The sequence below is a fragment of the Rhizobium sp. HT1-10 genome (assembly GCF_049472505.1).
Taxonomy (GTDB): Bacteria; Pseudomonadota; Alphaproteobacteria; order Rhizobiales; family Rhizobiaceae; genus Rhizobium.
The window spans coordinates 1-26743 of the sequence record NZ_JBCEBQ010000021.1; the positions used below are offsets into that span (position 1 = coordinate 1).

Sequence of the window (26743 nt, forward strand, 5' to 3'; positions counted from 1 at the left end):
CCACGTTTCTCTTTCTTCTCTATATTCAATTGTCAAAAAACCGACACAGGCCCTAAAACCCAGTCAAAACCTTACCGACGAGATAACCGCCTTTCAGCAAATCACCCCAACAAAGTCTGCAGTTTCATCCGAAACACCAGAGCGAAGTCGTTCGTCAGCGCCAGAAGCGCCGCCGTCTTCGTCAGTGAGCGGCTTATAGGCCCTCACCCTCGGAATAGTCAACAGGGGATTTTTCAAAAATCAGAAAAATTCCGCAAGTTATTGATCTGTATACATATTTTCGAACTGTGTGAAACTGCCGTGACAAAGGTGGCAGTTTTCAAACAGTCGCCCGTGCGCCGTTTCGAGGCAGAAGGGTAGCCGTTTAGGGGCCGCCCTGCCGTCTGTTATTAAAGATGGGGGCCGACCCACAGATTTCCAGGGAGCGGCTGTAAACAGGCCGCAAAACCAGACAATATTCCGGCCTTCCGGTCAGGAAGAACGCCGCGCTGGTTGATTTGACTTGGCGCTGATTAATATGCACAGCTTACCGGCGGTTTTGAGGGTGGCATCTCATAGGGAAGGAAGCGGACGGGTTGGAATGGTGACGGACAAGACGATGCTGCGCACGCTCGGCAACGAGCCGCCCATTCTGGCCGACGGTCGCCGCGCGCCGGATCGGCGCGAGGTGTCGCTGCGCTGGCTGTCCGGCACCTTCCTGACCGGCATCACCTCCACCATGCTGATGGGCATGGCGCTGTTTGCGGCCCTCGACGGACGCCAGCAGCTGGCCATTCCGGCCGAGGCCTATGGCTCGGCCGACAGCGGCAATCCGGGTGCGACCGACGCTTCGGTGACGCGCGGCGGCCGGCTGGTCACCACCCAGATCGCCTCCAAGCCCGCCGATCGCAGCATTCTCGAAGTCTCGACCGTGGTCCGCGACGGCGACAAGGACGTGGTGCGGCGCCAGCCTTTCGCCCATGTGAAGATGCAGCTTGCCGCCATTCACGTGACTGCCGAGACCTATCCGGCCTTCGATCCGCTGGCGATCTTCGCCACCGACGACAACCTGCCGGCCGCCGTCAACCACACCGGCGCCCTCTATGGCTCCGACGTCGAATCCGAGGTCAGCCTGAAAACCGTTCCTTTTCCCGTCAAGGGTACGCCCTTTACGCTCGCCCCGGCCATGTCGCTTGACGAGGTCGAGGAGAATGTCCGCTCGAACGGCTCCATCCTGACCGATGCCAACACGCAGCTGTCGGCGCTCTATTATGTCGACCCGCGCCGCTTTGCCGCCGACGACAACGATGTCGACCTGACCGCCGGGCTGGCCGCCCGCATCGTCGAAGAAAACATGTCGGTGTCGGTGCCTGAGCAGGTGACGCCGAACACGCCGGAATATGCCGACGACGTTATTCCGGTGACCCAGACGACGGCCATCGACGCAGCGCTGGTCGCAGCCGGCTATCCGAGAACCGACGCCGAGACCATCGCCTCCAGCATGGAGCCGCTTTACGGCGCGCCCGTACTCAATGCCGGCGACGTCTTGCGCATCGGCATCCTGCAGACAGGCGAACGCGCCAAGATCATCCGTGCCAGCCTCTATCATGGCGCCAAGCATGCGCTGACCGTGGCGCTCAACGACAGCGGCCGCTTCGTGGCCGGCAGCGAGCCGCCGACGCTCGACGCCATCGCCACCGCCTTCGACAATGATGCCGCCCCAGTCGCTGCCGGCCGCGATCTGCCGCGCGTCTATGACGGCATCTACCGCGCCGGCCTTGCCTATGGCATGACCCGCGAGATGATCGCCCAGATCGTCAAGCTGCTCGCCAGCAACGTCGATTTCCAGGCGCAGCTGAAGCCGACGGATTCGCTCGAGGCGTTCTTCTCGGTCGTCAATGGCCAAGGCCAGGCGACGTCGGATTCCGAACTGCTCTACGTCAACGCCCGCTTCGGCGACACCGTCACCCGCTTCTACCGCTTCGAGGATCCCGAAGACCATTCGATCGACTATTTCAACGAGGACGGCAAAAGCATCCGCCAGTTCCTGCTGCGCAACCCGGTGCCGACGGGGGTCTTTACCTCGGGCTTCGGCATGCGCCGCCATCCGATCCTCGGCTTTGCCCGCATGCACACCGGCGTCGACTGGGCCGGCCCGCGCGGCACGCCGATCATCGCCGCCGGCAACGGCATCGTCGAAAAGGCGGGCTGGGATTCCGGCGGCTTCGGCAACCAGACGCTGATCCGCCATGCCAATGGCTATGTCTCCTCCTACAATCACCAGAGCGCCATCGCCAAGAATGTCGTGCCCGGCGCCAAGGTGGTGCAGGGTCAGGTGATCGGCTTCATCGGCGCGACCGGCATGGCGACGGGCGCCCATCTGCACTACGAGCTGATCGTCAACGGCACCAAGGTCGACCCGCTGCGCATCCGCCTGCCCGGCGGCAAATCGCTGGATGGCGAGGCGCTGGCGAAATTCGAGGACGAGCGCAAGCGCATCGATACGCTGCTGTCGGATGAAAAGGCCAAGCAGGTGGCAAGTCGCGGATAGGGACTGACCTGAGCTTCCGTCAGGTTGCCGTGCGTCGCGGATTTTGCGAGATTGTGAGACTCGTCCGCCGCAGGCCACCCCCGAGCCCCCCGAGAGAGAACAATGAGCCGCTACTGGAGCCCGATCGTCTCGACACTGACGCCTTATGTTGCCGGCGAACAATCGGCCATGTCCGGGCTTCTCAAGCTGAACGCCAACGAGAGCCCCTATGGGCCGTCGCCTGATGTCGCAGTGGCGATTGCAGCGGCGCTGACCGACGGGCTTCGGCTCTATCCCGACCCGACATCGCGCCGCCTGAGGGTCGCGATTGCAGCGAGCCATGGCCTCGATCCGGACCTGGTGTTCGTCGGCAACGGCTCCGACGAGGTGCTCGCCCATGTCTTTCGGGGGCTGCTGAAGCAGGATGCGCCGCTGCTGTTTCCGGATGTCACCTACAGTTTCTACCCCAGCTATTGCCGGCTGTTCGGGGTAGCTTACCGCGAAGTTCCGCTCGACGAAACCATGGCGGTGCGGGTCGACGACTTCCGGCAACCCTGCGGCGCGATCATTCTGCCTAACCCCAACGCGCCGACCGGTATGGCCCTGGGGCTGGACGACATCGAGAGACTGCTGCAGGACCACCCCGATCGGCCTGTGGTGATCGACGAGGCCTATGTCGATTTTGGCGCCGATAGTGCCATCAAGCTTGTCGAACGCCATCCCAACCTTTTGGTGGTTCAGACATTCTCGAAATCCCGCAGCATGGCCGGCCTTCGCATCGGCTTTGCCATCGGCCAGCGACCGCTGATCGAGGCGCTGGAACGGGTGCGCGACAGTTTCAACTCCTATCCGCTCGACCGGCTGGCCGAGGCCGGTGCCGTCGCGGCCTGGCAGGACCGCGCCTGGTTCGAGAAGCATCGCGACATGACGATTGCCAGCCGCGAGCGGCTGGCCACAGCGTTACGGGCTCTCGGCTTCGACGTCCTTGCCTCGGCCGCCAATTTCCTGTTCGTGGCGCATCCCGTGCGGACGGCTGCGGAAATTCTCGCCGAACTCCGGCAGCGGGCGATTCTGGTCCGGCATTTTAACAGGCCCCGCATAGAGAACCGCCTGCGCATCACCGTCGGCACGGATGCCGAGTGCGACCGTCTGGTCACGGCGCTGCAGGAAATCCTCGGTGCCGCGGCAGGCCGGTGACGGCGGAAATGAGAGCTGCCGGGAAAAGGCTGCGGGACAGTTTTGGTGTCCCGATCGCGGACTCATCCCGTTGACGCACTGGAAATTCCTGCATAGCTTGGCAGGCATGAAAGCGACGATCTTTGCTTTGGTGGTGATGAGGCGCATGGGCAGGATGGTCTAGCTATCCGGCGAAAGCACCCATGCGCGGAAAACAGGCTCCTGACGGGGCTTTTTTTATGCCCGCAATCCGGGCTTTGCCCCGTCGTTCCTCATCGGCATCCCATGGACAGGACCGGCGCATGACAGACCATTCTCCAAAAGACGGCTTTCGGGAAGGCGCGCCCGGCGATCATTCCCACGCTCCCGCCCCGCCCCTTTTGCCATTGATCCTGCTGACGGCGCTCTCCGTCGTGCCCGTCAACATCATTCTCCCATCGCTGCCGAAAATTGCCGCGGAGTTCAGAGCGGACGTCTCCCTCGTAGGCCTGGCGGTGGCCGGCTATGCTCTCGCCACGGCCCTGATCGAGATTATCGCCGGCCGCCTGGCCGATCGTTACGGACGCCGACCCGTCGCTCTCACCGCAATCGCGATGTTCATCCTTGCCTCGATTGGCTGCGCGCTTGCCGGCAACATCGTCCTGTTCCTGATCTTTCGGGCGCTGCAGGCGTCGATTGCCGCCTGCTTCTCCATTGCGCTCGTCATGATCAAGGAGACGTCTCGCGGAGCGGCGACCGTCAGCCGGTTCGGCTATCTTGCCATGGGCTGGGCACTTGCGCCTATGCTGGCGCCACTTGTCGGCGGATCGCTCGATTGGGCATGGGGGTGGCGCGCCATATTCCTCGCTCTGGCAACGGCGGGCGCGATCCTCCTCGTCCTGAGCTGGATGACCTTGCGGGAAACTGCGACGGCGGGCGCGAAAGCAGACGGCCGTCGGGGATCCTATTTGCAGCTTCTGGGTTCGCGGCAGTTCTGGTGCTACGCTCTGTGCATGGCCTTTGCGATGGGGACGCTTTATCTGTTCCTCTCGGGCGCACCGATCGCCGTCGGCAGCATGCTGGGTGGCTCGACCGCAAAGCTCGGCCTCTGCATGGGACTGGTTCCGGCGGGCTTCATGTTGGGCAGTTTCCTCGCCGGACGCTTCGCCGCCCTAGCGGCATTGGGAACCATACTTGTCATTGCGCGATCGCTGACCTGCGCCGGATTGCTGATCGGCCTCGGTCTTTCCGTAATGGGCGTGACCCATGTCGCGGCTCTGTTCGGCCCGTGCATTTTCATTGGCGTGGGAAATGGGCTGACGATGCCCGCCGCCAACGCCGGTGTGCTCTCCGTGCATCCCGAACATGCGGGCACTGCTGCGGGATTGGCAGCCGCCATCAGCATCGGCGGCGGGGCTTTGATCGTCGCGGTCGGCGGCTGGTTCATCGGCGGACGAGATTCTGTCGCGGCATTGTTTGCCACCATGCTCTGCACGGCGACACTGGCCTTGATTGCCGCAATCGGCGCCAACTCTGCCGGCAAGTAAGATCCAACGCATCGACACAACGCGCTTCATCGAACGGGCCTTGTCATGGGAGCCTTGCCACCTTCCGTACCGCCAACGACGATCGGCTCAACGGACCGGCCCATCCTCAAAGGGCCCCGACAGCTTGCCGATAAAGGGGAGAGCGGTTTGTCGCTGAATGGCGAGGCGCTGGCGAAATTCAAGGACGAGCGCAAGCGCATCGATAGGCTGCTGTCGGACGAGAGAGCCAGGCAGGTGGCAATCCGCGGATGGCTATCGGACCCTCTCCACCAGGCCGGAGTGGCGACGGCAGCTTTGCCGTCGCCCGGTGATATCTGGCGACCTGACCCGTCAGCCGTTATCCTTTGCCCGGTAGGCGTCGGGGATGATGAAGACTTCGTCGGCTCGGCCATAGCCGCCATCCGGGACGGTCTCGATCAGCACCATGGTGTGCGGACGCGCGGCTTCACTCAGATAGGACACCAGGAGGTCTGTGGTCTTGTGAATGAGTTCCTCCTTCTGGAGATTGGAAAGTGCCCCTTCGGGCAGCTTGAAATTGGCGAATGGCATGGACGTCTCCTGTTGATTGAGTCGGATGTTAGAGCTTCGGTTCGTGTCCGAGAGCGCAAGGACCGCGTGGTCGCAACGCTCCTGTTCAGATCGCGCCACCATTGGCGCGGATCACCTGGCCGTTGACCCAGCCGCTGCCGGGACCTGCCAGGAACGAGACGAGGTCGGCGATCTCCTCCGGCTGGCCGAGGCGACCGAGCGGGATCGTACCGGTGATGGCCTTGACCAGTGCCTCGCTCTTGCCTGTCATGAACAGATCGGTCTCGACGGGCCCCGGCGCGACGGCATTGACGGTGATGCGGCGTGGCCCCAGTTCCTTGGCAAGAACATGGGTGAGCGCCTCGACGGCCGCCTTGGTGGCGGCATAGATGCCGTAGCCCGGCTGGTAGAGGCCAACCACGCTCGACGAGAAGCTGATGATCCGGCCACCGTCGGCCAGCCGCTTTGCAGCCTCGCGCATGCCGCGAAAAACCGCACCGACATTGACCGCCATCATCCGCTCGAAGGCGGCATCGTCGGCCTCTGAGAGCGGCGACAACGTCATGATGCCGGCATTGTTGACGAGGATGTCGACAGCTCCGAAGGCCTGCTCGGCAGCGTCGAACAGGATCCCCATGCTATCCGGCGCGGCGATGTCGGCGCCGACGGCAATCGCTCGGCCGCCGGTCGCCGTGATGGTGGCGACGATGTCTTCGGCCGCCGCCCGACCACTGGCATAGTTGACGACAACGGCGATACCATCAGCGGCCAGGCGGCGGGCGATGGCGGCGCCAATGCCCTTGGAGGCTCCGGTGACGATGGCTGTCCGGGAAGTCTGGTTTTTCATGTCTGTCTCCTGTTGATGGGGAGATCATACGCCGCTGCAAAAATGGAACAATGACCGCAAATTTGACATCACAATTCGGCTGTGGTGAACAAGCTATATGGATCGCATCGACCGTTTGCAGCTCTTTGTCCGGATTGTCGAACGCCGTAGCTTCAGCGCGGCGGCGGCGGATGGCGGCCTAGCGCGCTCGACCGTGACAGAGGCCATCAAGCAGCTGGAAACGGATGTTGGCACACGGCTGCTGGACCGAACCACCCGGCATGTCACGCCGACCCTCGATGGCGAGGCCTTCTACCGCCGCTGCCTGTCTGTCCTTTCCGATTTTGAAGAGGCGGAGAACCTCTTCAGCCGCGATCGGCCGCGTGGGCTCCTGCGCATCGATGCCAATACGCTGCTGACGCGCACCTTCCTGCTACCGCGCCTGCCGGAGTTCCTTGACCGATACCCGCTGATCGACCTGCATCTCGGCCAGGGTGACAGGCTCGTTGATCTTGTCCGCGAAGGGGTCGACTGCGTCATCCGCGCCGGAGAGCCCGCCGACAGTGGCATGATCATGCGCAGGCTGGCCGTCATCGAGGAAGTCACTTGCGCCAGCCCGGCCTATATCGCCACTTACGGACTGCCGGTCTCGCCTGACAGGCTGGATGGCCACAGGATGGTCGGCTTTCTGTCATCGCGCTCAGGCGAGGTCCTGCCGCTGGAATTCACCGTCGACGGCAAACGGCGCGATATCGTCCTGCCGACGCGCGTCACCGCCAACAGCTCGGACACCATGCACGAGCTGGCCCGCATGGGTTTTGGCCTGGTACAGGCGCCGCGATACCGCTTTCAGCAGGATTTCGATAGAGGGGTGCTGGTCGAGGTCATGCGGGAATACCCTCCGAGCCCGACGCCGCTGTCTGCACTCTACCCCCAGAACCGCCAGCTTTCGCCCCGGCTCCGGGTGTTTCTCGCCTGGGCCGAAGCAATTTTTTCCGAAGCGAAACTGTAAGTGGCGAAAGGCCGCAATTGGTGCCACCTTTGCCGCAACGGGGCCAGGGGGGGCCGCAAACGGCACGGTCATGACGCCGGAAGAAACATCATCCAGCCATGGCGACCTGGCTGCCAGAAACGATACATCGGAGGCACCGGCCTATGAAAATCTCCAACCTCAAAGAGGTCCCGCACTTTGCCGATACCGTCGCCGATCGCGGCTGGCACGCCTGGTGGACGGAGAGCGGCGTGTCGCTGGAGCAATATCGCTCCCCCCTCGATGCAATGATCGAGGGCGACGGAATTCCGCTCTGCCTTGTCGCCCACGAAGAGGACATCTATCTCGGCTCTGTGCTGGTCATCGACGATGATCTCGAGGCGCGCCCAGATTACGCGCCGTGGATTGCCGCCCTCTGGGTCGAAGCGCAGGCGCGGCATAAAGGCATAGCCAGCCGTTTGCTGGAAGCGGCGCGGGCGGAAGCGGTCCGGCTTGGCACAGACGCCTGCTATCTCTGCGCGACGGCCGACAAAACCGATTTTTACCGCGCCAGAGGTTTCGAGCTGATCGAGACGGATGTCTCCGGCCTGAATGTCTTCCGCATCTGAGATTGTGACCGCCGACCACGGGCGATTGTCCCACTGTCGTCAATAGCGCAGGGCGCAGGCGGTTTAACCATCCTGCGCCCTGATCAGAGACTGTCCGGCAGACGGGGCTCATGACCACGGGCCCCGCCGCCTGCTTCACGTCAACGCAAGGCCGGTTTTGCCGACCTTGCGGATGGCATCAGAACTCTTCCCAGCTTTCCTTGACGGCGGCATTGCCGGAGAAGGCTTTTGCGACCTTGCCGGCAAGCCGGCGGGCCGGCGATGGGACGGCGCGATGCGAAGAGCCGGTAGCCATGGCTTGAGCGGTCTGGCGCAAGGCGCTGCCGAGCTGGAACTGGGAGATGAGCTCCCGCAGCTTGCCGCTTTCGCTGGCAAGCGTCGCGCCGGCCGCACTGGTCTCCTCGACCATCGCGGCGTTCTGCTGGGTCACCTGGTCCATCTGGTTGACGGCAGTGTTGACCTCGGCAAGACCCACCGATTGCTCGCGAGCCGAAGTGGCAATCGAGTCCATGTGCTGGTTGACGGTGACGATAGAGCCTTCGATCGTTCTGAGGGCATTGCCGGTATCGCTGACCAGCTTGACGCCGCTCTCGACATCGGTGCTCGAATTGCGGATCAGGTCCTTGATCTCCTTGGCCGCCTTTGCCGAGCGCTGCGCGAGCTCGCGCACTTCCTGCGCGACGACGGCAAAGCCCTTGCCGGCCTCGCCGGCCCTTGCGGCTTCGACGCCGGCATTCAGCGCCAGCAGGTTGGTCTGGAAGGCGATCTCGTCGATGACGCCGATGATGTTCGAGATTTCGTTCGACGACTGCTCGATCTTGTTCATGGCATCCACCGCATTGGCAACGACCTTGCCGGATTGGGCGGCGCTTTCGTTTGCCAGCATCGCAACCTTTCGGGCTTCATCGGCGCGCTTGGAGGAGTTGGCGACGTTGACGGTGATCTGGTCGAGGGCAGCGGCGGTCTCTTCCAGGGAAGCAGCCTGCTGCTCCGTCCGCTTGGACAGATCGTCGGCGCTGCTGCTGACTTCGCGGCTGCCGGTGTCGATGGCGCTGGTCGCCTGGGCGACAGACCGCAGGGTTTCGGCAAGCTGCTGCACGGCGCCGTTGAAGTCTTCGCGCAGGCTTTCGAATTCAGGGGCAAACTGCTCCGAGAGCTGGAAAGTCAGGTCGCCGCTGGCAAGATATTTCAGGCCTTCGCCAAGACCTGATGTTGCCTTTGCCATGGCCTCCGCCCGGACCCGATCGGCCTCGCTGTTCTTGCGACGCTCCTGCTCCGTCTGACTGCGGTTGGCATCGGCCTCCTGTTCGAGTCGTATGCGCTCGATCGCATTGTCGCGAAACACGGCCACGGCTTCAGCCATGTCGCCGATCTCGTCCTTCCGGCCGATGCCGGGTACATCCAGTTGCGTTTCACCCTTGGCAAGCCGCGTCATCGTCGCGTTGATGCCGGTAAGCGGGCGAACCAGCCCCAGGTTCAAAATGTACATTCCGAGCAAGGCGCAGAGGATCATCGCGCCGCCACCGGCGTAGATTGCCAGTCGTGCGAAGGAAGCCGCGTCCTGAGCGGTCGCCGTGCGCGTCGCGAGAAGGGCTCGCTCGTCCGCTGACATCTCACGCACCTTGGCGCGGATGGCATCCATGCTCGCCTTGCCGGCACCTGAAATCTCGAGCTGGCGGGCCTTCTCATAGGTTGCCGGATCCTTGACCAGCAGCAGTTCGGGCTCAACGACTTTCTGGGTCCAGGTCTTGACCAGCGCATCGAGCTCACCCAGGCGACGTTGCTGGACGGCGTTGTCCGATGTCAGGCTGCGAAGCTGCGCAAAGTTATCGGCATAGGACGCAGCGCCGGCCTTCTGCGGCTCCAGAAACTCCGGGTTCGCGGATATCACGTAGCCGCGCATGCCGGTTTCCTGGTCGACCATGGCGGCGACCACAGCCTCCATCTTGGCGAGAACTGCATAGGTGTGCTCGCTCCAACCTGCCGCCTGCTCCTGTGTCGCGATCGAGTTGCCGCTGATCACGCTGACGGTCACGCTGATGATGACGAGGACCATGAGGGTCATCGCGATCTTATATATTATTTTTAGATTTTTGAAGAAGTCTAGCATTGTCGGGTCCCCTCGGTCGGTTCGCTATTTCCAGGCGTGATGCGTTGAATTGTCGTCGATAGCTGCTTGGTTCGCCGGTCCACCCCTCGCCCGGCCCTGGCTTGGGGTAACCCGCTGTGGATCGTCATTGGCAATTGATCTGCAGCACAGGGCGTATTGCCCGACCTGCCTTTCCCTGCGCTACTCGATAAGCAGACACAGATAGGGGCATCAGCAATCCAAAAGAGGAAAGCCGGCAACGCGACAACAGGGACAATGATGATTGAATGCGTCCGATAATCGGAGGATCTGGCCGCGAACGGCCGGATGGTTCCCCGAAGGTCGACGTCATGTCGGCTCGACTAGCAAGCTCGGATGACCCATGATTAGATGCCTAAGGTTAATTTAAAATAAACTCCTAAATTAACCCGTCCAAAAACAGAGAATCCGCGAACTACTTAAGTACTCGCCAAAGGTAGTAGAATATTTTTCTATATTTTATGAGTTGCAATAATGACAAGACTGATGTTGCAGCCACCTTTGGAAGGACGCCGCTTCTTGCCCTTGGTTTCAATTCCACTATCTACGCGATCGAGAATATGGGAGTTTAGGGAAGGGTTGCTATGTCGGGCTCTCGTCGGGAACTGTTTCTTGCTCTGGCGATGATCATTGCCGGCGTGGCCGGTTTTTTCCTGTTCCTCTACATCCTTGGCATCGATCCCGACGAGCAATCGCTCGACTTTCTGGAATGGGTCGTTGGTGGTATTCTGATCGCGCCCGGTTTTGGCTATCTCCTCAGGTGGAGCAACACCAGGGGCCGCTAGGCGTGCTGCCTGCGCTTGCGGCCGGAGCCTTTCCAGCATTCTCCCATTTTTGCGACCGAGACCATCGACGACACGCATATGTCATAGCAAAAGGGGCCGGCCTTGCGGCCAGCCCCTTCTCTAGTTCGATGTTGTCAGGCCATCAGGCTGCCTGCGGCAAGGCCTCGCGCGGTCGGAACAGCAGGCGATCGTTGCCGCTGGTGACCTTGACAAGCGAATTGTCCGGCACCTGCCCCGATAGGATCTGCTCGGCGAGCGGGTCCTGCACGTATTTCTGGATCGCCCGCTTCAGCGGCCGCGCGCCATAGACCGGATCGTAGCCCTTGTCGGCCAGCCAGTTGCGGGCGTCGTCGTCGAGTTCGAGCGTGATCTTGCGCTCGGACAAAAGCGTGATCAGCCGCTTCAGCTGGATGTCGACGATCGCCCCCATCTCGGCCCGCTTCAGGCGGTGGAAGAGGATGATCTCGTCGATCCGGTTGAGGAACTCCGGCCGGAAATGACCGCGCACCTCGTTCATGACCAGTTCGCGCACCGCCTCGCTGTCATCGTTTTCCCCGAGCTGGGTCAGGAAGCTCGAACCGAGGTTCGAGGTCATGATGATCATCGTGTTGCGGAAGTCGACGGTCCGGCCCTGCCCGTCTGTCAGGCGCCCGTCGTCCAGAACCTGGAGCAGGACGTTGAAGACGTCGGGATGGGCCTTCTCGATCTCGTCGAACAGCACGACCTGGTAAGGCCGGCGGCGGACGGCTTCGGTCAGCGACCCGCCTTCCTCATAGCCGACATAGCCGGGAGGGGCACCGATCAGCCGGGCGACGGAGTGCTTCTCCATGTATTCCGACATGTCCATGCGCACCATCGCGGTGTCGTCGTCGAACAGGAAGCGGGCGAGCGCCTTGGTGAGCTCGGTCTTGCCGACGCCGGTCGGGCCCAGGAAGATGAACGAGCCGAGCGGCCGGTTCGGATCCTGCAATCCGGCGCGGGCACGGCGGACGGCGCGCGACACGGCCTGCACCGCATCGCCCTGGCCGACCACGGATTTCGCCAGCTCGTCTTCCATGCGCAACAGCTTGTCCTTGTCGCCTTCCAGCATCTTCTCGGTCGGAATGCCGGTCCAGCGCGAGACGATATGGGCGATGTTGTCGGCGGTGACGACCTCCTGCACCATGGCACTCTGCGTGTGATCCTGCGCCTCGGCCTCGGTCAGGTCCTTTTCGAGACCGGGAATGACGCCATAGGCAAGCTCGCCGGCCCGCTGGAACTCACCCTTGCGCTGGGCGATCGCCAGTTCGTTGCGGGCTTCGTCCAGCTGCTTCTTGAGATCGGCGGCAAGACCGAGCTTCGATTTTTCCGCCTGCCAGCGCGCGGTCAGCGCATCGGCCTGCTCCTCGAGGTTGGTAAGCTCGGTCTCGAGCCGCACCAGTCGGTCGGCCGAAGCGACGTCGGTTTCCTTCTTCAAGGCTTCGCGCTCGATCTTCAGCTGGATGACGCGCCGATCGAGCTCGTCGAGCTCTTCCGGCTTGGAATCCACCTGCATGCGCAGCCTTGCTGCCGCCTCGTCCATCAGGTCGATGGCCTTGTCGGGCAGGAAGCGGTCGGTGATGTAGCGGTTCGACAGGGTCGCCGCCGCCACCAGCGCCGCATCGGCGATGCGCACCTTGTGATGCTGCTCGTATTTCTCCTTCAAGCCGCGCAGGATCGAGATCGTATCCTCGACCGTCGGCTCGTTGACCACGACGGGCTGGAAGCGACGGGCGAGCGCCGGGTCCTTCTCGACATGCTTGCGATACTCGTCGAGCGTGGTGGCACCGACGCAATGCAGCTCGCCGCGCGCCAGTGCCGGCTTCAGAAGGTTGGAGGCATCCATCGCCCCATCGCCCTTGCCGGCGCCCACCAGCGTGTGCATCTCGTCGATGAACAGGATGATCTCGCCGTTTTCCGACTGCACCTCATTGAGCACGGCCTTCAGCCGCTCCTCGAACTCGCCGCGGAACTTCGCACCGGCAATCAAGGCGCCCATGTCGAGCGCCATCAGCTTCTTCTCTTTCAGCGATTCCGGTACGTCGCCGTTGACGATGCGCAGCGCCAGCCCCTCGACGATCGCCGTCTTGCCGACGCCGGGTTCGCCGATCAGCACCGGATTGTTCTTGGTGCGGCGCGACAGCACCTGGATCGTCCGGCGAATTTCGTCGTCGCGGCCGATGACAGGGTCAAGCCGGCCTTCACGGGCCTCGGCCGTGAGGTCGCGGGCATATTTCTTCAGTGCCTCGTAGCCGTTCTCGGCATTCGAAGAATCAGCCGTGCGGCCCTTGCGGATTTCGTCGATGGCCTTGTTGAGACCGACGGGCGTGACACCGGCATTCTTCAACGTCGTCGACGTCGAGGCGCTCGACTCCATCGCCAGCGCCTGCAGCAGACGCTCGACGGTGACGAAGCTGTCGCCGGACTTCTTGGCGAGATCCTCGGCTGTCGTGAAAACCTTGGCCAGCGGCTGCGCAAGATAGACCTGGCCGTTGCCGCCCGAGACTTTCGGGATCTTGGCGAGCGCTGCATCATTGGCAAGCTTTGCGGCCTTGGCGTCACCGCCGGCCCGCTGGATGAGAGATCCGGCCATGCCCTGGTCGTCGTCGAGCAGCACCTTCAGTACATGCTCGGCAGTGAACTGCTGGTGGTCCTGCCCCAGCGCATTGGTCTGGGCCGACTGTAGAAAGCCGCGAACCCGTTCCGAGTATTTTTCGATATCCATTTAGCAACCTCCATGGATCGTCCTGCCCGTCTTTCGGCACAGAACGAGATTGAGAGAAGACCCCCTGAAAAGGCAGATCCCGGTGCCGCATCGCTCATCGTAGACACGACATCTGGGGAGAATATGGGTTGGAATTTATGCGGTTTAAAGGGTGCTGAAAACGAAAATACCCCGGATGAACCGGGGTATCTTGATATGTATCAAATCCATGGACGAAGAGGCAGAAAAGCCTATTCGGAGCCGACATCAGCAAGGTTCGGCGCGTCGGTGCCGCCTTCGCTGGGCGCATCGCCATCCGTGAGGCGCGGACGACGAGGACGACCGGCAGCGCGACGACGAGGCGCGCGCGGCTCTTCCGATCCTTGCGCTTCTTCAATGGCGACTTCGGCCGGGATGCCGACGATCTCGGGCTGCGGGCCGGTGCCGTCATTGACGGCAGCAGGCGCAGCGGCCGGCGTGCGCGGCGTGTAGACGCGCGGCTGCCTCGGCTGGCGCGGCGGGCGCTGGCCCTCGGCCTGTGGCTGCTCGCCTTGGGCAGGTGCGGCATCCTGCTGCACGGGTGCCGGCTGCGGCGCCGGGCTCGGCTGCTGGCTGCCGACAGGTCCATGGGCCGGCTGCTGCGGCATCGACTGCTGCGAGGCGTTGCGGCTCTGCATCTGCGGGGCGATCATTGGCTGATCGTCCATCTCGTTGCCGTCCATGTCGTCCATATCGCGCTCGTTGCCGTCGCGATCGTTGAAGTCCTGCCTGTCTTCGCGCTGGAAGCGTTCCTGCATCTGCGCCTGTGCGGCGGCAATGATGCGGTAGTAATGCTCAGCGTGCTGAAGATAGTTTTCCGCCATGACGCGGTCGCCGGACGAGTGGGAATCACGGGCCAGGGTCGAGTATTTCTCGGCTATATGCTGGGCAGTGCCGCGGATCTTCACATCGGGACCGGAGCTGTCGTAGGTCCGGGTCAGGGGATTGGATCCCTTCCGATTGAAATTGTTGTTGTTATTGCTGCTGCCGCCGCTGCTGGGGTTTCCGCCGCCGCTGCCGCCGCCGTTGTTGCCACGCCCTCGACCGCGCTTGTTCTGCTGTCCTGGCCTCATAGATCCTTCACCTGAATTCTCTTGTTGTGATAATTGTGCGCGGCACCCTGCCGCCATGGCCGGACGAACCGGGCCAGGGCCTGCGTGCCGCAAGCAGATCGGGTAAAACCCCCGTCTGCCGCTCGACTACGTCAGATTAACTGAATCACGCATCGGGTACGTTCAACCTTCGACACTCTTTCAAGAGAGCGGACCCCTGAGGCTGACCGGAACCCGAACGAATCTCCCATTCGCTTCCGGCTGCCCAACGCGTGAGCGCAACCTATATTGCTTCCAAAGGAAATCCAAGTCCTTTCTTTGGCGGCGCAATAATCACTGAATCGTTGCCCTTTTCAGGTTCTTAGCCGATTTTCGCGAAGATCAGGGCCCGATCGTTGTGGCCGTAATCCCGCGCTGCCTCGATCAATCTGAAGCCGGCTGCCTCGAAAAGCGCCGTGACAGAGACGCGCTGGTCAAAGCCGATTTCCAGACCAAGCACGCCGTCGTCATGGAGAAAACGCGCTGCATCGACAGCGATCGCGCGGTAGGCATCCAGCCCGTCCCATCCGCCGTCGAGCGCCACCACCGGATCAAAATCCCTGACCTCTGGCGCAAGCGTCGCGATGACCTCCGTATTTATATAGGGAGGATTTGAGACGATTGCATGAAAGCACCCTGAAATCGATGCAAACCAGCTGCCCTCAGCGGTTTCGAACCGGTCGGCGAGCCCATTGCGGACGGCATTGGCAGTCGCCGTCGACAGGGCCTCCTCGGAAATATCGCTGCCGACGCCCTTTGCTGCCGGGCACTCCTGCAGCAGCGCCAGGCAGATGGCTCCGGTGCCGGTGCCCATGTCGAGAATATCGATGGTACGGTGCTTTTCGGCCAGACGGCGAAGATGCGGCAGCATGCTGTCGACCAGGATCTCGGTGTCGGCGCGCGGCTCCAGTGTCGCCGGCGAGAGCGCCAGCGGCAGGCCGTAGAATTCGCGCTCGCCGAGGATGCGGTGCACCGGCCGGCGGGCAAGGCGCAGCGTCACAGCATTCTCCAGCTGTGCGGCCAGCGCGGCATCGGCGGCTTCATGACGACGAGTAACCGTCTCGGTAAAGCTCAGCCCGAATATCCCGGCCACCAGCACCTTGGCGTCCGCAGCAGGGTCGTCCAGCCCCGCCTCGGCAAAGCGGCGCCGCGCGTCCGCCTGAAGGGCGCCGATCGTCGGCCTGGTATCGCTCACATGCGTTCCCCGAGCTGGGCGAGCTGGCTTGCCTGGAAATCCGAGCGTAGCGCGTCGACCACTTCGTCGATCTCGCCTTCCATCATCCGGTCGAGCTTGTAGAGCGTCAGGTTGATGCGGTGGTCGGTGATCCGGCCTTGCGGAAAGTTGTAGGTGCGGATGCGCTCCGAGCGGTCGCCGGAGCCGACCTGGCTCTTGCGGTCGGCCGAACGCTCGTTGTCGACCCGCTGGCGCTCCATGTCGTAGAGTCGCGAGCGCAGCACCTGCATCGCCTTGGCGCGGTTCTGGTGCTGCGATTTCTCGGATGAGGTGACGACGATGCCCGATGGAATATGGGTGATGCGCACCGCCGAGTCCGTCGTGTTGACGTGCTGGCCGCCGGCACCGGACGAGCGCATGGTGTCGATGCGGATATCCTGCTCGCGCACCTCGATATCCACTTCCTCGGCCTCCGGCAGCACGGCAACTGTCGCAGCCGAGGTGTGGATGCGGCCGCCGGCTTCCGTTGCCGGCACGCGCTGCACCCGGTGCACGCCGGATTCGAACTTCAGCTTGGAGAACACGCCCTTGCCGGTGATGGTGGCGATGACTTCCTTGTAGCCGCCGGCCTCGCCGTCGCTCGACGACAGGATCTCGACCTTCCAGCCGTTCACCGAGGCGAAGCGCTCGTACATGCGGAACAGGTCGCCGGCAAACAGCGCCGCCTCCGAACCGCCGGTGCCGGCGCGGATTTCGAGGATCGCGCTCTTCTCGTCGGCAGCGTCCTTGGGCAGCAGCAGAATCTGGATTTCGGTCTCGAGCGTGTCGATGCGTTCACGCACGCCGGGCAGTTCCATGTCGGCCAGATCGCGCATCTCGCGGTCCACCGTCTTGTCGTTGAGCATCGCCTCGAGGTCGGTGCGCTCCGCAAGCGACTTTTCGTAGTCGCGGATCTTCAGCACCACCGGCTGCAGCTCGGAATATTCCGACGCCAGCTTGACGTAGACATCGGCGGCCGGACCTTCCGACATGCGCGCCTCGATCTCGCCAAACCGGCGCTCCAGGTCGCGCATTTTCTCAACAGGAAGTGTAGCCAAAGTCGAACTCCGAATTTTCTCAATACGCCCAGATGTCAGGCGCTGTCATAAATGGCGCAATCTCGCAGCCAGCCGGTGAACAGCGCGCCTCGCCCCGATCCATCCTCATTCCTGTGCTTGTCACAGGAATCCAGTGCGCCCAGTCCTGGGCGCGCGGGACCTCCCGATTACGGAGACAGGTCCTTTCACGACGCAGACGCGCCGTGGCTGGATTCCTGTGACAAGCACAGGAATGAGAGGGAGAGCGTTGCGCCTTCCAAACCCGCGCGAGAGCCAGACCGCGGGAACCAGGACCCTAGCTCCCCATGCCTGGCCCAGCCCTGAAAGGACGGGCAGAGCGCCTCTTACCCCTTTCCAGCGCCATCAGCAACAGAGGTCTCAACAGCGGCTATAGCGGGATATTATGCGCCTCGGCGAACTGCGCAAGGATTTCGCGCACCGACAGAACGGGGTTGCGGTCGTCGATCGCCTCTTCCAGCACCGCTGCCAGCGCCTTGACGTCGAGCCCCAGCAGCATTGCCTTGACCGGTCCGATCGAGGCCGGCGACATCGATACCGAGCGGAAGCCGATACCCATCAGCGCCATGGCCGAGATCGGCTTGCCGGCCAGCTCGCCGCACAGCGTGACAGGCGTCTTGTTGCGCTCGCCGGCACGCACGATATCGCGCAGGATGCGCAGGAACGGCCGACCCAGCGTATCGAAGCGGTCGGACACCCGGGCATTGCCGCGATCGACGGCCATCGAGAACTGGAACAGGTCGTTGGAGCCGACCGAGACGAAATCGACCGCCGCCATCAGCTCGTCGAGCTGCCACAGCAACGCCGGCACCTCGAGCATGGCGCCGAACTGCAGCTTGCGCGGCAGCCCATGGCCGAAGCGCGAGAGATGATGCACTTCCTTCTGCAGGAGCTCGCGCACGGCCTTGATCTCGGAGACTTCCGTGACCATCGGCACCATCATCTTCAATTCGCTGCCGGCGGCAGCCTTCAGCATGGCGCGCAACTGGGTGCGCAGCAGGCCAGGCCGATCGAGCGACAGGCGAATGGCCCGCCAGCCGAGCGCCGGGTTCTCCTCCTGATGCGCCCGAAAATACGGCACCACCTTGTCGCCGCCGATATCGAGCGTCCGGAAGGTGACGACACGGTCGCCCGCCTGCTTCATGACGTTGCGGTAGAACGTCTCCTGCTCGTCGGCCTTGGGCATGGTCGAGGCAATCATGAACTGCAGCTCGGTGCGGAACAGGCCGATGCCCTCGGCACCGGATTCCGCCAGCTGCGGCAGGTCGACCAGCAGACCGGCATTCATCAGCAGCGATATGCGCTGGCCGTCGCGCGTGACCGGATCGACGGCGCGCAACGCCCGGAACTGTTCCTGCCGGCGGGCACGGAACTTGACCTTTTCCTCGTAGGATTTCAGGTGATCGGCCATCGGCCGCAGATGGACATGGCCCTCGTCGCCGTCGATGATGACGGAATCGCCGTTTTCCGCCAGCGCCACGACGCCGGCCGCCTGGCCAACGACAGGGATGCCCATGGCCCGGGCGACGATAACGACATGGCTGGTGATCGCGCCGTCTTCCAGCACCAGGCCGCGAATATTGTCGCGCGGATAGTCGAGCAGCTCGGCCGCCCCCATGGCGCGGGCAAAGATGACGGCGTCGGAGGGAAAGCTCTCGGACGAATTGCGGCCGGTATGCCCGGTCAGCTGCCGCAGCAGCCGGTTGGCGAGATCCTCGAAATCATGCATGCGGTCGCGCAGGTAAGGATCGGTGAGTCGCATCATCCGCGCCTTGGTGTCGCTCTGCACCTTCTCGACTGCCGCTTCCGCCGTCAGGCCGTTGCGGATCGCCTCTTCCAGCTTGCGCACCCAGCCCTGGTCGTGGGCAAACATCCGGTAGGTTTCCAGCACCTCGCGGTGCTCGCCCTCCATCGACACATCGCGGCGCGACAGCATGTCGTCGATCGAGATGCGCAAGGACCCCAACGCATCGGCCATGCGGGAAATTTCGTGGTCGGTGTCTTCGTTGAGCAAATTTGTGACGACGACGCGCGGCTCGTGCAGCACGACATAGCCGAGCCCAATGCCCTCGTTGTAGCTGTCGCCGTCGATGGTGACGGACCGCGTCAGGTCGAGCTCGAGGCCGGGCTTCGAGATCTTCTTGAGGTCGCCTGTCGCGATCATCTCGGCCAGCACCATGGCCGTCGTCTCGAGCGCTTCCAGTTCCTCGTCGCGATAGGTGCGGCTGGCCTTGTTCTGCACGACGAGAACGCCGAGCGAGCGACCGGCGCGCAGGATCGGCACGCCGAGGAAGGAATGATAGATCTCTTCGCCGGTTTCCGGCAGGTAGCGGAAGGCGGGATGCGACTGGGCGTCGGACAGATTGAGCGACTGCGCCGAGGCGGCAATGGTGCCGACGAGGCCCTGGCCCATCATCAATTGCGCCAGATGCACGGAATCCTTGTTAAGGCCTTCGGTGGCATAGAGCTCGAGCACCCCATCGGCGCGCAGCACGTAGACCGAGCAGACCTCGGCCACCATGTTGCTGGCGATCTGGCGAACGATCCGGTCAAGGCGATCCTGCGGTTCAAGCGGCTCCGCCATAAGCTCGCGCAGCCGCTTGAGCAGGACGCGCGGACCGCCGGAAAGGTCTCTCATTGCGTCACGCTCCCGAAAACCATGTCACCGCCGCAAAACTTGAGGGAACATCAACCGTTCCGTTCCCTCTCTCGACAGCTTGAAATCAACTCTTATCGAGACCGTAGCAGGAATGCAAAGTCCTGACTGCAAGTTCCGCGTATGGGCCGTCGATCAGGATCGAAATCTTGATTTCCGAGGTAGTGATCGCCTTGATGTTGATGCCTTTTTCAGCAAGTGCACGGAAAGCGCTCGCTGCAACGCCTGCGTGCGAGCGCATGCCGATGCCGATCACCGAGACCTTCACCAGACCCGATTCGTTCTGGATGACGTCGTAGCCGATCTGCTCCTTGTGATCGCCGAGCACTTTCAGCGCCTTGTCGACGTCGCCCGACGGCACGGTGAAGGTCATGTCGGTGGTCGAACCGTCCTCGGAGATGTTCTGGACGATCATGTCGACATTGATATGATTCTCAGCCAGTGGCCCGAAAATCGCCGCTGAGACGCCGGGGCGGTCGGACAGCCGCCGGAGCGAAATCTGCGCTTCATCCTTGGCATAGGCGATGCCGGTTACGACTTCCTGTTCCACGATCTCTTCCTCATCACAAATCAGCGTTCCGGGCGGGTTCAAAAGGTCGCCCATGCCCGGCGCATCGGGGTCCTCGAAAGACGAACGCACGAAGGTGCGGACCTTGAAGACCATGGCGAGCTCGACCGAGCGCACCTGCAGCACCTTGGCGCCGAGCGAGGCCATCTCGAGCATTTCCTCGAAGGCGATCTTCTTCAGGCGGCGCGCCTTCGGCACGATGCGCGGGTCGGTCGTGTAGACCCCGTCGACGTCGGTGTAGATGTCGCAGCGGTCGGCCTTGACGGCAGCAGCGATCGCCACCGCCGATGTGTCAGAGCCGCCGCGGCCGAGCGTCGAGATGCGGTTGTCCGGGCCGAGGCCCTGGAAGCCGGCGACCACGGCCACCTGGCCCTCGCCCATGCGGCGGATGATCTCGTCGCCATTGATCTCGAGGATGCGGGCAGCGCCGTGGGCGTTGTCGGTCTTGATCGGAATCTGCCAGCCCTGCCAGGAGCGGGCGTTGATGCCCAGATGCTGCAGCGCGATCGCCACCAGTCCCGAGGTCACCTGCTCGCCCGAGGCAACGACGGCGTCGTATTCGCGCGCATCGTGCATCGGCGAGGCATCGCGGGTCCATCCGACCAGCTCGTTGGTCTTGCCGGACATCGCCGAGACGACGACGGCGACCTCGTGGCCGGCATCGACCTCACGTTTCACGTGCCGGGCAACGACGCGAATACGATCCATGTCCGCGACGGATGTCCCGCCGAATTTCATCACGATGCGTGCCATAAGCCTCTACCCAATTGGCGCGCTCGCGACCGAGACCCGCCATACGACAAGGCTCCGCCCGGGGCAGCAGCAAAAGCCTTGGGCTTTCACACTGCCATGCACCGGCAACGGAGCGTCTTTTTCCGGCGTCTCTTATCGGCTTTGCCGCAGCCGTGCAATGGCCTTGCGACACCTGCATGACAGGCCGCCGCGACTGACGGGACAGGCAAATGGAGGAGGAGGCGACTGAAGGCACCGCGGGATCGCCGACCGATTTCGGACCCCCGCCCCGGCCCCGTCGCAACTAAGTCTTAAAGCTTCTGCGCAAATATGCATCCAACTGCACAGGCAAGGCCGAAGTCCACCATGTCCAACATGCCCGACCCGCGACGCGCAGGCGGTTTTCCGCGCTTTGCTACGATGATTGCGAGAGCGGGCGCCTTCCTGGTCGGACGCCACGGGGCGGCCGAGATTGCCCGGCTGGAGCGTCAGCTGCGCGAGAGAAATGCACTGATCGACGCCCAGGCCGCAGCCCTCGACCACACCCGGCAGATCTTCAACCGCGCCTCGGAGGCGGCCCGCATCGGCGTCTGGGAATGCACCCTTCCTGAGGACAGGCTGATCTGGGCGGACGTGGTCTATGACCTCTTCGATCTGCCGCGCGACCGGATGCCGGATCGGCAGATGACGCTTGCTTGCTATACGCCGGCCTCGTTCTGGGAACTGGCCGAACGCCGCGACCAGGCCATCGCCAACCGCAGCGGTTTCTCGATGGATGCCGAGATCTTCACTCCGAAAGGCAACCATCGATGGATACGCATCACCGCCACGGTCGAATGCCAGGGTGACGTGCCGGTCCGGATCTTCGGCATCAAACAGGACATCACCGAAGCCAAGCTGATGCTCGACCGGACCCGCTATCTCGCCAACTTCGATGTCATGACCGGGCTTGCCAACCGCGCTCAGTTTCAGACACGCCTCGCAGAGATCTGTGCCGCCGAGCAGGGCGCAGGCATGTCGGCCGCGCTGCTGCTGATCGACCTCGACGGTTTCAAGCAGGTGAACGATACCTATGGCCACGCCATTGGCGATGACTGCCTGCGCGAGGCGGCCGGCCGGTTGCGCAGCGCCTGCGGCAATGCCGACCTGATCGCCCGCATCGGCGGCGATGAATTTGCCGTCTTGCTGCGCAAGGACGCCGGCCGCACCACGGAGCTGGCCGAAGACATTGTCAAGATCATCCGCCTGCCGATGGCAATCGACGGCCGCCACCTGAAGATCGGCGCCTCCGTCGGGGTTGCCTTTGCGGACAGCCTCACCCCGACCGAACTTTTCCAGCGGGCCGACACCGCGCTCTATGCCGCCAAGGCGGCCGGGCGCGACACCTTCCACGTCTTCGAGCCTGCCGACTGCGTGACGCTGGTCGCCCCCCGCAGCGCGGCTTGATCGACCGCTAGGCCAGGAAGCCGCCCTTGCGCAGCCAGGCCTCGTACCATTCGGGCCAGCCGGCGCTCGGCGTGCCCGCCCGGCCCATGCCGAAGCCGTGGCCGCCACTTGCCAGCCGGTGCATCTCGACCGGCACGCCGGCGCTCTTGCAGGCCGCTGCCATGATCAGCGTGTTGTGCGGGTCCGAAACCACATCGTCCTCGGCCTGCACCAGGAACATCGGCGGGCAATGGGACCGCACATGCGGCTGCACCGACCACTCGGCACTCTCCTCGTCGTTCGGATGCCTGCCGATCAACACGGTCCTGGTCGACGTCCGGTCATAGGGCGGCTCCAGCGTGATGACGGGATAGATCAGCGCCGCGGCGCTCGGACGGGCCGGCTGCTTGTCGACCTCGTCGACGGCGCGGTAGGAGCGGTAGGCGGAGCGCGCCGCCGCCAGGCCCATCAGATGGCCGCCGGCGGAAAAACCGAGCACGCCAATATGATCTGGACGGAAGCCGTATTCTGCGCTTCTGGCGCGGATCAAGCGCAGGGCCCGTTGCGCATCCTGCAGCGGCGCCCGCGGCCCCTCGCGCCAGCCCTCGTCCGGAAGCCGGTAGGAGAGCACGAAGGCGGTAATGCCGCGGTCGGCAAGCCACTGGGCCGCCGGCCGCGCCTCGGTTTCCATCTCGATCCGCTTGTACCCGCCGCCGCCGGCCACCAGCATGGCCGCCCCGCTCGGCTTGGCCGGACGGAACACCTCGATGGTCGGCATGACGATGTTGCTGACGGCGCCCTTGGCGCTGGTCTGGACCGGACCCTTCGGCCCGCCGCCGCCCGGCGCCTTGCTGGGCCAGAGGGGAATGACCGCATTGGCAGCGGCAGCTTGGCGAACCGCCGGCAGCAGCAGGGCCGCACCGGCAGCGATGAGCACTGTTCTACGATTGAGCATGATGGTTTTTCCCTTGGAACCGCGATGCGCAGAGGTGCGGCAGACTGGGGCAAAACTGAGGCAGAACCAGCCCAAAATGGCGGACTAGGGCCCAGTAGTCTTTCTTTGCTATAAATGCTGAGTATGTCATCATACCAGTTGACGCCGGAACCGGGATTTGGCAGGGTCGTCCACCATGGGGAGGAGCGCGTTGGGGAGGACACGTTGCCTGGTGCGCGTCCACCACAGGAGCGCGGGACACGACACCAACGACAGCAAGCCCCGTCGCTAGGACATCAACAGGGACTGTTTCCCGTTTGGGAAAATGCCCGCAGGACAGGCGTGAGACCTTGAAGGTGGCAGCCTATGTCCTGTTCAGGAGGACAATATGGACGCCACTGCCACGACATTGACCACCGAACAGCAGGTCGAGAAATCGACGATCCGCAAGATATCCTTGCGCATCGTGCCGTTCATTGCCCTGATGTTTTTCATCAATTTCCTTGACCGCACCGCCATTTCCTTCGCCGGCCCGAACGGCATGACCCAGGACCTGGGCATGACGGCAGCCCAATTCGGCTTTGCCGCCGGCATCTTCTTCTTCGGCTATATCGTGCTCGAAATTCCGAGCAACCTGGCGCTCCACCAGTATGGCGCGCGACGCTGGCTGTCGCGGATCATGGTCACCTGGGGCATCGTCGCCATGCTGTTCACCTGGGTCAGCAGCATCAACGGCCTCTATGCCCTGCGCTTCTTCCTCGGTGTCGCCGAAGCCGGCTTCTTTCCCGGCGCCATCCTCTACCTCAGCACCTGGGTGCCCGGACGCCACAGGGCGAAGATCCTCGGGCTGTTCTATTTGGCCCAGCCACTGACCACCGTCTTCGGCGCGCCGATCGCTTCCGCGCTTATCCAGGCCCATGGGCTCTTTGGCCTCGAGGGCTGGCGGGTGATGTTCCTCGGCGTCTCCATACCGGCCGTCATCGTCGGCATCATCACCTGGTTCTACCTGCCGGATACTCCCGTCGGCGCCAAGTGGCTGAGCCCGGCTGAAAAGTCCTGGCTGAACAACGCCCTGGCACGCGAAGAGGACGCCAAGGTCGCCGGCCGCCGTCACATGACGCTGGAAGCGCTGAAGGACGGCCGCGTCTGGCTGCTCTCGGCCATCTATTTCGGCCTCATCTACGGGCTCTATGCGCTGGCCTTCTTCCTGCCGACCATCATTGCCGGCTTCGAGGCGAAGTTCGGCACCAAGTTCGATGTCTTCGACAAGGGCCTGATCACCGCCATCCCTTACCTGCCGGCCGCTTTCGCGCTGTACTTCTGGAGCCGTGATGCCGCCAAGCGCGGCGTGCGGGTCTGGCATGTCGGAATACCGGCACTGATCGGCGCCGTCAGCATCCCACTGGCACTGCTGATGTCGTCGCCCGAAACGACGGTGCTGGTCGTCACCATCACCGCCTGCTCGATCTTCGCCGCCCTGCCAAACTTCTGGTCGCTGCCGACCCGCTTCCTCACCGGAGCCGGCGCGGCAGCGGGCATCGCGCTCATCAACACCGTCGGCAACATCGCCGGCTTCGCCGCCCCCTACATCACCGGCGCGGTCAAGGATGCGACCGGCCTCTACGAAATGCCGATGTTCATCGTTGGACTGTTCATGCTGGTCTCGGCCGTGCTGGCCTTCGGCATGGGCAGGGTCCTCAAGGATCGCAAAGTCGCCTGAATTCAAAAACACGCCGTCGCGGCCACCATCCGCGACGGCCTCCGCACCCTGCGCACAAGCCGCGGCGTTAACCCTTTCTTTACTATTCGTTTGCAAGTGCCGCTCCGACGGGCAAGAAGCAATCATGCCCCTCGTAGCTCAACGGTAGAGCAGCTGCCTCGTTTGCAGAAGACCCAGGTTCAATTCCTCGGCAGGGGCTCCTTTCTTGTCGGCCTTTTCATAAGTCCGAACCACCCAAGAGAAAGCGACCGCCTCTCCATGAGAGCAAATGGCGGCTGTCTTGCCCTCACCCCCTTACGTCACCTCGTCTGTAGACGCCTTTTCAGTGACCTTGCTGGACGGTATGCGCAGTTATCGTATAGCCGAATGGATCGACGAAGGCGAAATAGCGTCCGAACGGACCGTCTTTCGGCGGGAAAGATATCCGCACGTCGCGCTCGCACAGATGAGCGTGCAATGCGTCAGCATCGTCGCAGCCAAACCAGATCGCGATGCCGACCCCGAGTTTGTCCGTGTCGTCAAAAGCCTCGATCGGCATGCGGACAGCGAACGGAATGGGATGCGTTTCGAAGACGACCGCGCCGGGAGGGGCCTTTGCCGATGGCGTCAGCCCAACGACATCGCGATAGAAGATGAGTGCTGCGTCCAGGTCTTTCGTCTGGATGCCAATGAAATCCGGTCCAATGAGGCGAGGCATGTTCTATCTTTCCTTTTCATACGCGACCCATTAATATCAGGGTACTGATATTTTAATGTAAGGGCACTGATATGTCTAGCCTTGTGGATCCGCCGATTGATGACACTTACCGTTCGCTCGGATATGCGCTGAAGCGGGCGCAGCAGGCATTGCGGGGCCATCTCGACACCGAACTTCGAACCGTCGGATTGACCACCCCTCAATACTCGGTGCTGGCCGGACTCGAGGTCAGCGCAGGATTGTCGAATGCCGAACTGGCGCGGCGAGCCTTCGTGACGCCGCAGACGATGCAGGCGATTATCGTGACGCTTGAACGCGCCGGCTTGATCAAGCGGATGGCGCACCCGGTCAATGGCAGGGTCCTGACGACTGAACTGACGGCGGACGGTCAGTCCGCATTGCTGGCGGCCCATGAGATTGTCGCCCGTGCCGAAGGGCTGGCCCGAGAGGCCGTTGCACCCGATGACCCCAAGATCATCTATGCCGCCTTGCTGCGGATCGCAGAGGCCATGCCGTGAGCGAAGGCAAACGCGGCGATCCGACCTGATTTCTCTCGATACCCGGCTGTATGGACAGTGGCGGCCCTCCAACCTCCCTCATTCCTGTGCTCGTCACAGGAACCCAGGCACGGCGCGTCTGCGCCGTGAGAAGACTCCACGTCAAAGGAAGGGTTTCTCGCCCAAGGACTTGGGCGGCTGGATTCCTGTGACGAGCACAGGAATGAGGTGAGGCAGGGACTGTGCGCTCCGCCAAACGATGCGTCGCTTGCGGCACACCTGGGGATAAACCATCA

At 63.0% G+C, this 26743-nt stretch carries 21 protein-coding genes and 1 tRNA gene; 11 read left to right on the forward strand and 11 right to left on the reverse strand.

Translation table 11 applies throughout. The features are described 5' to 3' along the window. The 4 genes from VH564_RS25245 to VH564_RS25260 all read left to right on the forward strand — a co-directional run. A partial coding sequence (locus VH564_RS25245; protein ID WP_423342593.1) for a hypothetical protein occupies nt 1-360 on the forward strand: 360 nt, incomplete at its 5' end. Nucleotides 361-580: 220 nt separating this feature from the next. Further along, the gene (locus VH564_RS25250) at nt 581-2530 is read left to right on the forward strand and encodes a M23 family metallopeptidase (protein ID WP_423342594.1); all 1950 of its coding nucleotides are present in this window, start codon (nt 581-583) and stop codon (nt 2528-2530) included. Nucleotides 2531-2632: 102 nt separating this feature from the next. Continuing rightward, nucleotides 2633-3706, forward strand: a complete 1074-nt coding sequence (gene hisC, locus VH564_RS25255; RefSeq protein ID WP_423342595.1) for a histidinol-phosphate transaminase — start codon at nt 2633-2635, stop codon at nt 3704-3706. A 281-nt stretch (nt 3707-3987) separates the two neighbouring features. Further along, nucleotides 3988-5211 (forward strand): MFS transporter, encoded by a 1224-nt coding sequence (locus VH564_RS25260; RefSeq protein WP_423342596.1) that lies wholly within the window; start codon nt 3988-3990, stop codon nt 5209-5211. 330 nt (nt 5212-5541) lie between these two features. Here the strand turns inward: VH564_RS25260 and VH564_RS25265 are convergent, their stop codons facing one another. Then, entirely contained in the window at nt 5542-5760 is a 219-nt protein-coding gene (locus VH564_RS25265; protein ID WP_423342597.1) for a tautomerase family protein, read from the reverse strand. 85 nt (nt 5761-5845) lie between these two features. Then, a complete protein-coding gene (locus VH564_RS25270; protein ID WP_423342598.1) occupies nt 5846-6586 on the reverse strand; it encodes an SDR family oxidoreductase in 741 nt (246 codons plus the stop codon). A 97-nt stretch (nt 6587-6683) separates the two neighbouring features. Between VH564_RS25270 and VH564_RS25275 the strand changes: the two genes are divergently transcribed. Next, nucleotides 6684-7577 (forward strand): LysR family transcriptional regulator, encoded by an 894-nt coding sequence (locus tag VH564_RS25275; RefSeq protein WP_423342599.1) that lies wholly within the window; start codon nt 6684-6686, stop codon nt 7575-7577. A 143-nt stretch (nt 7578-7720) separates the two neighbouring features. Beyond that, on the forward strand, nt 7721-8164 hold the full coding sequence (locus VH564_RS25280) for a GNAT family N-acetyltransferase (RefSeq protein ID WP_423342600.1): 444 nt from the start codon (nt 7721-7723) through the stop codon (nt 8162-8164). 178 nt (nt 8165-8342) lie between these two features. On the opposite strand, the gene VH564_RS25285 is transcribed toward VH564_RS25280, so the two are convergent. Beyond that, entirely contained in the window at nt 8343-10229 is a 1887-nt protein-coding gene (locus tag VH564_RS25285; protein WP_423342601.1) for a methyl-accepting chemotaxis protein, read from the reverse strand. A 647-nt stretch (nt 10230-10876) separates the two neighbouring features. Between VH564_RS25285 and VH564_RS25290 the strand changes: the two genes are divergently transcribed. Further along, complete coding sequence (locus VH564_RS25290) at nt 10877-11077, forward strand: hypothetical protein (protein ID WP_423342602.1); 201 nt, start codon at nt 10877-10879, stop codon at nt 11075-11077. A gap of 142 nt (nt 11078-11219) precedes the next feature. Here VH564_RS25290 and clpB read toward each other — a convergent pair whose 3' ends face one another. The 6 genes from clpB to VH564_RS25320 all read right to left on the reverse strand — a co-directional run bounded on the left by clpB (nt 11220) and on the right by VH564_RS25320 (nt 21195). Then, nucleotides 11220-13820, reverse strand: a complete 2601-nt coding sequence (clpB, locus tag VH564_RS25295; protein ID WP_423342603.1) for an ATP-dependent chaperone ClpB — start codon at nt 13818-13820, stop codon at nt 11220-11222. A gap of 230 nt (nt 13821-14050) precedes the next feature. Next, entirely contained in the window at nt 14051-14911 is an 861-nt protein-coding gene (locus VH564_RS25300; protein WP_423342604.1) for a DUF4167 domain-containing protein, read from the reverse strand. 340 nt (nt 14912-15251) lie between these two features. Further along, a complete protein-coding gene (gene prmC / locus VH564_RS25305) occupies nt 15252-16124 on the reverse strand; it encodes a peptide chain release factor N(5)-glutamine methyltransferase (RefSeq protein ID WP_423342605.1) in 873 nt (290 codons plus the stop codon). Then, nucleotides 16121-17200, reverse strand: coding sequence for a peptide chain release factor 1 (gene prfA / locus VH564_RS25310; protein WP_423342606.1), 1080 nt, complete (start codon nt 17198-17200; stop codon nt 16121-16123). Before prfA ends, prmC begins: the two co-directional genes overlap by 4 nt. A gap of 388 nt (nt 17201-17588) precedes the next feature. Further along, on the reverse strand, nt 17589-19856 hold the full coding sequence (gene ptsP / locus VH564_RS25315; RefSeq protein WP_423342607.1) for a phosphoenolpyruvate--protein phosphotransferase: 2268 nt from the start codon (nt 19854-19856) through the stop codon (nt 17589-17591). A gap of 85 nt (nt 19857-19941) precedes the next feature. Continuing rightward, nucleotides 19942-21195 carry an aspartate kinase gene (locus VH564_RS25320; protein ID WP_423342608.1) on the reverse strand — a complete coding sequence of 418 codons (1254 nt, stop codon included), beginning with the start codon at nt 21193-21195 and terminating at the stop codon, nt 19942-19944. 345 nt (nt 21196-21540) lie between these two features. On the opposite strand from VH564_RS25320, the gene VH564_RS25325 reads away from it, so the two are divergent. Beyond that, entirely contained in the window at nt 21541-22620 is a 1080-nt protein-coding gene (locus VH564_RS25325) for a diguanylate cyclase domain-containing protein (protein WP_423342609.1), read from the forward strand. A 7-nt stretch (nt 22621-22627) separates the two neighbouring features. Here the strand turns inward: VH564_RS25325 and VH564_RS25330 are convergent, their stop codons facing one another. Then, complete coding sequence (locus VH564_RS25330) at nt 22628-23554, reverse strand: alpha/beta hydrolase (protein ID WP_423342610.1); 927 nt, start codon at nt 23552-23554, stop codon at nt 22628-22630. Between the two features lie 367 nt (nt 23555-23921). Between VH564_RS25330 and VH564_RS25335 the strand changes: the two genes are divergently transcribed. Both VH564_RS25335 and VH564_RS25340 read left to right on the forward strand, forming a co-directional pair. Beyond that, complete coding sequence (locus tag VH564_RS25335) at nt 23922-25253, forward strand: MFS transporter (protein WP_423342611.1); 1332 nt, start codon at nt 23922-23924, stop codon at nt 25251-25253. 126 nt (nt 25254-25379) lie between these two features. Then, nucleotides 25380-25452 (forward strand) — tRNA-Thr (locus tag VH564_RS25340). A gap of 123 nt (nt 25453-25575) precedes the next feature. Here VH564_RS25340 and VH564_RS25345 read toward each other — a convergent pair. Continuing rightward, the gene (locus VH564_RS25345; protein WP_423342612.1) at nt 25576-25950 is read right to left on the reverse strand and encodes a VOC family protein; all 375 of its coding nucleotides are present in this window, start codon (nt 25948-25950) and stop codon (nt 25576-25578) included. A gap of 71 nt (nt 25951-26021) precedes the next feature. Between VH564_RS25345 and VH564_RS25350 the strand changes: the two genes are divergently transcribed. Then, nucleotides 26022-26468 (forward strand): MarR family winged helix-turn-helix transcriptional regulator, encoded by a 447-nt coding sequence (locus VH564_RS25350; protein WP_423342613.1) that lies wholly within the window; start codon nt 26022-26024, stop codon nt 26466-26468. Nucleotides 26469-26743: the final 275 nt, after the last annotated feature.